The sequence below is a fragment of the Pseudomonas sp. SDT291_1_S447 genome (genome assembly GCF_054070155.1).
On the sequence record NZ_JBSVXS010000181.1, the window covers coordinates 1 to 7,970 of the forward strand.

General features: G+C 60.4%; 6 protein-coding genes. 3 read left to right on the forward strand and 3 right to left on the reverse strand.

Features of this window, described 5'->3' with window-relative positions; all coding sequences use genetic code 11:
* Positions 1-54: 54 nt before the first annotated feature.
* A complete protein-coding gene (locus ACW9IR_RS27790) occupies positions 55-927 on the reverse strand; it encodes a LysR family transcriptional regulator (RefSeq protein WP_134178281.1) in 873 nt (290 codons plus the stop codon).
* Between the two features lie 281 nt (positions 928-1,208).
* Between ACW9IR_RS27790 and ACW9IR_RS27795 the strand changes: the two genes are divergently transcribed.
* Entirely contained in the window at positions 1,209-2,534 is a 1,326-nt protein-coding gene (locus tag ACW9IR_RS27795) for an MFS transporter (protein ID WP_110719329.1), read from the forward strand.
* A 74-nt stretch (positions 2,535-2,608) separates the two neighbouring features.
* Positions 2,609-4,000: an FAD-dependent oxidoreductase gene (locus tag ACW9IR_RS27800; protein ID WP_457465804.1), complete on the forward strand. Its 1,392-nt coding sequence runs from the start codon at positions 2,609-2,611 to the stop codon at positions 3,998-4,000.
* 47 nt (positions 4,001-4,047) lie between these two features.
* Here ACW9IR_RS27800 and ACW9IR_RS27805 read toward each other — a convergent pair whose 3' ends face one another.
* Positions 4,048-5,451, reverse strand: a complete 1,404-nt coding sequence (locus ACW9IR_RS27805) for a type VI secretion system Vgr family protein (RefSeq protein WP_457465806.1) — start codon at positions 5,449-5,451, stop codon at positions 4,048-4,050.
* 219 nt (positions 5,452-5,670) lie between these two features.
* On the opposite strand from ACW9IR_RS27805, the gene ACW9IR_RS27810 reads away from it, so the two are divergent.
* The gene (locus ACW9IR_RS27810; RefSeq protein WP_007917279.1) at positions 5,671-6,375 is read left to right on the forward strand and encodes a YebC/PmpR family DNA-binding transcriptional regulator; all 705 of its coding nucleotides are present in this window, start codon (positions 5,671-5,673) and stop codon (positions 6,373-6,375) included.
* A gap of 112 nt (positions 6,376-6,487) precedes the next feature.
* On the opposite strand, the gene ACW9IR_RS27815 is transcribed toward ACW9IR_RS27810, so the two are convergent.
* A complete protein-coding gene (locus tag ACW9IR_RS27815) occupies positions 6,488-7,801 on the reverse strand; it encodes a leucine-rich repeat-containing protein kinase family protein (protein ID WP_457465808.1) in 1,314 nt (437 codons plus the stop codon).
* Positions 7,802-7,970 lie beyond the last annotated feature (169 nt).

A 7,970-nucleotide genomic window follows, 5' to 3' on the forward strand; every position in this document is an offset into this window, starting at 1 on the left:
GGATATGCATTCCAAATGTGGGAGCGAGCCTGCTCGCGAAGGGGCCATCATGGTTCACACAAGGCTGTCGCGAACCATATCGAGGAAGGTCGCCACCACCCGTCGATTGCTTTGCTCACGCAAACACACCAGCGTCTCCGTCAGCCGTCGTGTGCAATCGACAATCGGCAACGCACACACCCGCGAATCCGCACCAAACTCCGCCGCCGAAACAACGCCGACACCAATCCCGACCACCACCGCCTCACGCGCTGCTTCCCGGCCTTCCACCTGAATCGCCGGGCGAATGCGAAACCCCGCCCGCGCCATTTCCTCTTCCAGCGTCTGCCGCGTCACCGAACCGTGCTCACGCAACACCAGCGGCGTGTCATCCAGGTCTTCCAGACAGATCGATTCACGCTCGGCCCACGGATGATTGCGCGACACGAACGCCACCATCGGATCATTGCGCAGCGGCACACAGAGCAGGCGTTCATCGCTGACATCACGCCCAAGCAACGCCAGATCGGCCTGATAGTTGAACAGGCGAAACAGCGATTCATCGGTATTGCCGGTCTCGATCTTCACGCTGATTCCCGGATAGCGCTCACAGAACCGCGCGATCTGCGGCAGCACGTGCACCGGCGCATCCACCGCCAGAATCAGGCTGCCGGTCTGCAGGGCCTGGGATTCCTGCAGCAATTCCTGCGCTTCGGCTTCGATTACAAACAGACGCTGAGTGATCGCCAGTAAGCGCTCGCCCAGGTCGGTCAGGCGTACGGAACGTTTATTGCGGTGGAACAGCAAAACGCCGAAACGCTCTTCGAGTTTGCGCACTTGGTCGGATATCGCCGGTTGCGTGAGAAAAAGGCGCTCGGCGGCTTTGGTGAAGCTTCCATGCACGGCCACGGCGTGGAAGGCTTTGAGTTGGGCGTGGGACACCGACATGAAGTCACCTGATCGTTTAGTCAGTAACAAGCTGAGCTTATGTGTGAAATACGATAAATCGATTTTATTTATTAAACAGTAATTGCTTTGATCGGCTCACGCCATCGCTGACTGTCCGCTCGGGCAGCACGTTGGCCATGAGCCTGTGCGTGCAACAGCAGGACTCATCTGACCGATATCGCCGTAGGGACGGGGTGATATCGCAGTGCTCAACAATAAAAACACAGGCGTTTTGCTTAACGATTCTGCCGGCACACTCACACCCTGAGGTCAGAACCACCATGAACAAGCACATCGGCACCATTGCGCGTTGGCGCGTGCAGATTTTCGCGATTACCTGGCTTGCTTACGCCGCTTTCTACTTCACCCGCAAAGCGTTTTCGGTGGCCAAACTCGGCATCGCCGAAGACCCGACCTTCATGCTCGACAAGATGGCCATGGCCAACCTCGATGCGATTTATCTGGCGGCTTATGCCCTCGGCCAGTTCACCTGGGGCATGCTCGCCGACCGCTTTGGTCCTCGGGTCGTGGTGCTTGGTGGTCTGCTGATTTCCGCGGCAGCGGCGCTGGTGATGGGCAGTTACGCCACGTTGCCGATCTTCGCCACCTGCATGTTGATTCAGGGCTTGGCGCAGTCCACCGGATGGTCGGGATTGTGCAAAAACCTCGGTAGTTTTTTCCCCTCCCAACAACGCGGGCGAGTGCTCGGGTTATGGAGTTCCTGCTACGCCTTTGGTGGTCTGGTGGCGTCGCCGTTCGCCGGCTGGTGGGCGTACACCTTGATGGGCACCTGGCACGCGGCGTTCATTTCCAGTGCGGTGGTGGTCGCCGTCGTGGCGGTGTTGTTCTTTATCTTCCAGCGCAATAAACCGGAAGATGTCGGCTTGCCGGCGGTCGAGCCGGAGCCGGAACTGACGGCGGAAGAAACCGAGGCCAACAGCAAACTCAGCGTTTGGGAGCCGTTAAAGGAAATCCTCCGTAACCGCACGGTGCTGGTGCTGGGCCTGGCGTATTTCATGTTGAAACCGGCGCGTTACGCGATTCTGTTGTGGGGCCCGGTGATTGTCTTTGAACAGATGCCCAGTGTCGGCAAGGTCGGCGCGGCGATCATTCCCACTTCGTTCGAACTGGCCGGGTTGCTCGGGCCGATCCTGATCGGGCTGGCCTCGGACAAACTGTTCGGTGCCCGGCGCATGCCAGCGTGCGTGATCAGTCTGCTCTTGCTGACCGTGACGCTGGCGCTGTTCATGGCTGCGTTGCAGAGCGGCAGTGTGTTGCTGGTGGTCGCATTGTTATTTGTCATGGGCCTGACCCTGTATGGCCCGGATTCAATGATCAGCGGTGCCGCCGCGATCGACTTCGGCAAAGCCAAGGCTGGCGCCACCGCGGCCGGTTTCGTCAACGGCTGCGGCTCGGTCGGTGCGGTACTTGGCGGTTTGCTGCCGGGTTACTTCGACTCGGTGACGGTGTTTATCGTCTTCGCCGGTTGCGCATTGTTCTCGGCGCTAGTGCTGATTCCGCACTGGAACAGCCGCCCGGTTGGCGTGATGGAACCGCGTGCCTCAATCCCCAATTGCCCGCTGACGATCAAACCGCTGCGCTCCTGAAACCCCTTGCCTCACGGCCTGCTGCGGTGCTCGCGGCAGGCTTTGTTGTGGCCTACTGACTGGAGAACCTTCCCATGAGACCGTTTTGGCTGGAGCAGGCCTTGCAGGCCGAGACCTCTGAAACCTGCCCGCCGTTGCAGGGCGAAGTACGCACCGATGTGTGCATTGTCGGCGGCGGCTACACCGGGTTGTGGACAGCAATCATGCTCAAGCAACAGAACCCTGAACTCGATGTGTTGCTGATCGAAGCGGACATCTGCGGCGCCGGCGCCAGTGGCCGTAATGGCGGATGTGCGTTGTCGTGGTCGGCGAAATATTTCACCCTTGAGCGCCTGTTTGGCGTCGAGGAAGCGGTGCGTCTGGTCAAGGAATCGGAACGCAGTATCCACGCGATCGGCGAGTTCTGTGAGCAGTACGGCGTCGATGCCGATTACCGTCTCGACGGCACGCTGTACACCGCGACCAACCGCGCGCAGGTCGGCTCGACCGACGCGGTGATTGCCGCACTGGAGCGCAACGGTATCAACTCGTTCACCCAGCGCCCGCTCGCCGATGTGCAGCGCATGGCCGGTTCGAGCAAGCATCTGGAAGGCTGGTTCTCGCCGGCAGCGGCCAGTGTGCAGCCGGGCAAACTGGTGCGTGGCTTGCGTCGGGTGGCATTGCAGTTGGGTGTGAAGATTCACGAAAACACGGCAATGAGCGGGCTGGAAGAAGGGCGTCCTGCACGCCTGCAAACGCCGAACGGCAGCATCGTTGCCGATCGCGTGGTGCTGGCGATGAATGCGTGGATGGCCCGTGCTTTCCCGCAATTCGAGCGCAGCGTGGCGATTGTTTCCAGCGATATGTTGATCACCGAACCGCGCCCGGAGCTGTTGCAGGAGATCGGTTTGACCAGCGGCGTGACGGTGCTTGATTCGCGGATTTTCGTGCACTACTACCACAACACCCCGGACGGCCGGATCATGCTCGGCAAGGGTGGCAACACCTTCGCGTTTGGCGGGCGCATGCTGCCGGTGTTCGATCAGCCATCGCCGTATGCCGGCCTGTTGAAAAACAGCCTCGCCGACTTCTTCCCGGCGTTTGCCGATGTAAAAGTAGATGCCACCTGGAACGGCCCGTCGGATCGCTCGGTCACTGGCTTGCCGTTCTTCGGCCAGATGAGCAGCGCGGGCAATGTGTTTTACGGTTTCGGTTATTCGGGCAGCGGCGTCGGCCCGTGTCATATGGGCGGGCAGATTCTCGCGTCACTGGTGCAAGGCCTGGACAACCCGTGGACGCGCTCGCCGCTGATCAACGGGCCGCTCGGCTACTTCCCGCCGGAGCCGATCCGTTACCTCGGCTCGTTGATGGTGCGCAATGCGATCCGCCGCAAGGAGCGCGCCGAGGATCACGGGCGGCGCCCTCGGCATCTCGACGTGCGTCTGGCGAAATTCGCCGCAGCGGCCGGCAAGGCTGACAAAGGTTAATGCACTGCTGCACAGCCAGGAACTGCGGCAGCTCCTGCCGATTGGGGCTAATGGGCGTCGCTATTGAGCAGCCAGTCGAGCAATAAGCTGCTGTCGCGGGCGCGCGGTGACTCGCGAGGCGGGGGCTTGCGTGAGTTGCCCAGGCATAGAATGGGCCGATCCGGATCGCTGTCGAGAAAGCTCACCCACACTTCGCTGCCGACACAGGGTAACTCCTCAGGGACGATTCGCCCGTTGGCCCTGGTCATGGCGATGGGCAGCCATATCGCATCGGCATTGGCATCGTCATTGGGTGCTGAATCCGCTGGCCACAACCTGACGGCGACGCGCCCCTGGTCGTCGAGTCTTGCCGGTTGCCCCTCGATACCAAGTACGTTCGCCAAGTGATACCCGGCGATGCTCGGGCGCTGTTGTTTAAGCGGCGGGCGAAAGTCTGTCGACCACGGTTGGGCAGTGAAATCGTTGTGATAGCGGTGTACCGTCGGCGTCGGGTCAAGAATCGAGGGGTGTTGACCCTGATGGCTAATGGCAGTGATCCGCCATTGTTCGTTGAAGCTGTTGATCGGATGTTCGCTGACTTGCAGCAAATGTCCGCTAAGCAACCCGATACAGTCGCTGCGGCCATTGACCGAACGAAGGTGGCAGCGTTGTCGCTCCAAGTGCCGTCGACTGCGTTGTTCGCTGTGGCGTTGTTCCAGAGAAAGCACCGGCGGCCGGGCCATTGATCGGCTTTGATTGGCAGCGTCCTCGTCGATGGCCCGCTGCCCCCGATTGCGTACCGTGGGCAGTGTCGTCATGGGCGTGGCGTGGTGATGCTGGAATAGCGCGCTGACGCAGGGTGAGCGCGTTTGCTGTTCATCCATGAACGGCAGCAGGGCCGGTTCTTGCGGCAAACTCAGGCTGTCATCGGCGAAAACCACGACGTGACCGTCCGCGCGGTGTTCGAAGTGATAGTGGATACCTTCTTCCTCGCAGAGCCTGTGCAGCAGTGCCAGATCGCTTTCCTCGAACTGGATGCAGAACGGCCGCACCGGATAGCACCCCACGGTCATTTCAATCCGGTAGCCCTCGGCGGGCAGAGCATTTTCCGCGAGCAACTGCTGGAGAATCTGCGGCACGCTCTGTTGCACGAACACCCGACGCCTGCTCGGCTGTGCCAACCGCTGCAGCGACGGCACTATCATCAGGCGATAGCCGATGCGATGGGTACCGCAATGTTCACAACTGGCGCTGTGGATAATCCCGTGAATCCCGTGATGGTCGTCCAGGCGCAGGAATACCGGTTGCTGCAACAGCGTACCCGGCGCCACGGCGGGGGCCAGACCGATAAGTTCGATGTCGAACCGGTACGGCTGGTTGAGCGCTTCCTCGCCGCGAAAGCGCAACACCGGCAGGCATAAACCGCTATTGGTCAGGGTCAGGGTAAACGGACTTTCCTTGTCATTGAGCATTCGAACAGGCTCTGTCAGGCAATACGGGTTTAAGAGGGTACGAAACCCCAGCGCCGAAAGGTCATGTCAAAGGGTGTTTTCAGAATCGCCCTACAAGGTCTGGTGAAGATGTCGATTCCACATTGTTTTTTTGGTCGATTGCCGACTTTAGGCCGTATAAACTTGCCGGCACGCGTCGGCCAATAGATGTCTCGGCGCCACAGATCAAGAGAGTGAGTAATGGGCGCACAGTGGAAGGTTAAACACAAAGAAGCGGCAGCCAACGCCAAGGGCAAGATCTTCGGCAAACTGGTGAAGGAAATCACCATCGCTGCCCGCAACGGTGCCGATACCACCACCAACGCACACCTGCGTCTGGTGGTCGAACAGGCCAAGAAAGCCTCGATGCCAAAAGAAACCCTGGATCGCGCGATCAAGAAAGGCGCCGGTCTGCTGGGTGAAACCGTGCAATACCATCGCGTGACCTACGAAGGCTTCGCCCCGCACCAGGTGCCGCTGATCGTCGAGTGCGTAACCGACAACATCAACCGTACTGTCGCGGAAATCCGCGTGGCCTTCCGCAAGGGCCAACTGGGTGCTTCCGGCTCGGTGGCCTGGGACTTCAACCACGTCGGCATGATCGAAGCCTCGCCGGACACTCCGGACGCCGATCCGGAAATGGCCGCCATCGAAGCCGGTGCTCAGGATTTCGAGCCGGGCGAAGAGGGCGCGACGCTGTTCCTGACCGATCCTACTGATCTGGATGCGGTGCAGAAAGCGCTGCCAGAGCAAGGCTTCACCGTGCTGTCGGCCAAGCTCGGCTACCAGCCGAAGAACCCGGTCAGCGGTTTGAGCGACGAGCAGATGGCTGAGGTTGAAGCGTTCCTTGAAGGCCTCGACAACCATGATGACGTGCAGGACATGTTTGTCGGCCTGGCGGGCTGATCGACTTCGTCAGTGATGGCCTCATCGCTGGCAGGCTAGCTCCCACACTGGATCTGTGGCGTTCACAAATCCCCTGTAGGAGCGAGCCTGCTCGCGATTGACCGCGCAGCGGTCACAGATTCTCAAGTTGCCGAATGACTTCGTCAAACCCCGGCCGCGCCAGCACATCCGCCTGACAGCAACGCCGCTCCAGCTCTTCAAGCACCGCACGCCGCTTATCACTCAACCCCGAGTCGATGCGCGCCAGCAATTCCCCCAGCAAAATCCCGAACGCACGCACTTCGATGCGTTGCAACGCGCGAGTTTCCGCTGTATCGGCAACGGCGTGGAACGACGCTCCGCCAAAATCCCCGAGCAGGCAATCGCCGCGCTCATTCAACAGAATGTTGTGCCCGTAGAGATCGCCGTGGGTGATGCCTTGCTGGTGCAAGTGATCGGCTGCCGAAGCGATGCCTTTGGCAATGTTCAGCGCGACCTCGGCAGTGAACCGGCAATCATCGGCGTAAACATCTCGTGAGCAAGACGCCAGGCTCGGCAGACCGGCGAGGTTGCCGAACGACGGATCGATCAACTGCATCACCAAGCCTTGCTGGCCGTCGGGATGGCCAATGATGCGCCCTTCGACCCGGATCAGATTGGGATGCAGGCCGGCGCTGATACAGGCATTCATTTCGTGCAGCGGCGAACCGTCGCTGGTCATTTCACCTTTGTACAGCTTCACCGCGACCGGTGTCACTGAGCCATCGGCGCGTTGCCAGCTCGCCCGGGAAATCACCCCCGAGGCACCTTCGCCCAAACGCTGTTCCAGACGCAGCGCCGACCAGGAGATTTGTGGTGTCGCTTCCAGCGCGGCGGCGTCCGCCTCGGTCTCCAGCGGGTTACCGGCGTAGGCCAGCCAGGTCAGGCTCGGCAGGTTGAGCAGCCACTGCGGCAGTTCGCTCAGGCGGTTGGCAGAGATGCGCAGCAGCTCCAGGCGATGGCAGTTGCTCAGGGAGGGCGGCAGCGTTTGCAGACGGTTGCCGGACAGCATGAGTTTTTGCAGGGCAGGGCGCTCACCGAGTTCGCTCGGCAGGTTCTCGATGCAGTTGTCGGTCAGGATCAGCCAGCGCAACGCTGGTGGCAGAGCGTTGCCGGGTACGTTGACGATGCGGTTGGCCTTGAAGCCGATCATCGTCAGGGCAGCGCACTGGCCGAGGCAGGCCGGCAGTTCGGTGAACGGGTTGTCGGAGCAGAACAGCACGCGCAGGCGTGTCAGACGGTGCAAGTCATCCGGCAGGCTACTCAATTGGTTGCCGCTGAGGTTGAGGATTTCCAGGGTATCGGCCAGATCGAAAATCTCGCGCGGGAACTCGGTCAGTCCGCAGGACAGATCCAGTCGCGTAATGCCCGACAACTCGCCGGCGCGTAATTGAGCAAGGGTGTGCATGTTGGTGTTCGCTATTGATCAGGGGCGCGCCGCTGGGGCACTGAGGATGGGCGACATGATAACGGCAATACCCGGATTTGAAATTGGATAGGTGGCGAAACTTCAGATGCCTTTTGTGGGAGATTCTATGGTTGAGGGGAAGCCCTCAACTGACTTTTGCCTGATATTC

Bases quoted from the DNA above. Each gene is read 5' to 3' on its own strand.
- ACW9IR_RS27790 (WP_134178281.1), bottom strand. From the start codon at position 927: ATGTCGGTGTCCCACGCCCAACTCAAAGCCTTCCACGCCGTGGCCGTG.
- ACW9IR_RS27795 (WP_110719329.1), top strand. From the start codon at position 1,209: ATGAACAAGCACATCGGCACCATTGCGCGTTGGCGCGTGCAGATTTTC.
- ACW9IR_RS27800 (WP_457465804.1), top strand. From the start codon at position 2,609: ATGAGACCGTTTTGGCTGGAGCAGGCCTTGCAGGCCGAGACCTCTGAA.
- ACW9IR_RS27805 (WP_457465806.1), bottom strand. From the start codon at position 5,451: ATGCTCAATGACAAGGAAAGTCCGTTTACCCTGACCCTGACCAATAGC.
- ACW9IR_RS27810 (WP_007917279.1), top strand. From the start codon at position 5,671: ATGGGCGCACAGTGGAAGGTTAAACACAAAGAAGCGGCAGCCAACGCC.
- ACW9IR_RS27815 (WP_457465808.1), bottom strand. From the start codon at position 7,801: ATGCACACCCTTGCTCAATTACGCGCCGGCGAGTTGTCGGGCATTACG.